This is a genomic window from Pseudochrobactrum sp. sp1633 (assembly GCF_030376605.1).
Taxonomy (GTDB): Bacteria; Pseudomonadota; Alphaproteobacteria; order Rhizobiales; family Rhizobiaceae; genus Pseudochrobactrum.
In genome coordinates this window covers 1-835 of record NZ_JARRAE010000051.1, presented here as the reverse complement: position 1 = coordinate 835, position 835 = coordinate 1, and the positions used below count along the sequence as shown (strand labels likewise).

The following is an 835-nucleotide window of genomic DNA, read 5'->3' as shown; positions in this document are numbered from 1 at the left end:
GTTTCATTATTAGCTTAAAAATATGCCGCTCTAAAATATTTACGTAATGCAACACCTCCTCAAATCATATGTAATAACGTTGGATATAATAAAACCAATAGGATAACTTGATTATTCCTATCTAAGCTATCATCAGCTTTCGTTACAATTCGAGAAGCGCTCGATAGCTAAATGTAGGACTTCGACCCACAGGAAATGAAATGCAATTAATCAGCCCCCATCCCACGTTTGCAACCCTGACCAGCCTCTAGGAATGGGGGCTGAACGTCAGGGTAATCCCCCCGGGAATTAATCGGGTTTAAAAGTAGAATTTTCTCGTCATTATGCTCGAGGAGATTTCGATGAAAGTGACCAGATTTACCGAACCGCAAATTCTTGCGATCCTGCGTCAGGCGGAAGGTGGCGTTCCAGTGCCTGAGCTATGTCGCGAACACGGGATGAGCAATGCTTCATTTTACAAATGGCGTGCCAAATATGGCGGCATGGATGCATCCATGATTAGCCAGATGAAGGCCTTGGAAGATGAAAATCGCAGATTGAAGAAGATGTATGCCGAGATGAGCATGCAGGCGGAGCTTCTGAAAGAGGTCCTTGGAAAAAAGTGACAGGGCCATCTCAGCGCCGGGAGATGGCCAGACAAGCTGTGGCGTTACGCGGTGTGCGTGTTGCACTGGCCTGCCGCACCTTCGATGTCAGTCAGACGTGTTATCGCTACAGCCGAAAGCTGAACGAAGAGAACGAGCAGATCGCAGATTTGTTGGTCGGGCTGACGCGAGTAAAGAAGAGCTGGGGCTTTGGGCTTTGCTTTCTCTACTTGTTGATTGCCGCTAAGAAC

Annotated in this window: 1 pseudogene; it reads left to right on the top strand. The window is 47.3% G+C overall.

From position 1 onward, the window contains the following. Positions 1-341: 341 nt before the first annotated feature. Positions 342-835: pseudogene (locus P8H26_RS18050) on the top strand (transposase); the annotation flags it as partial.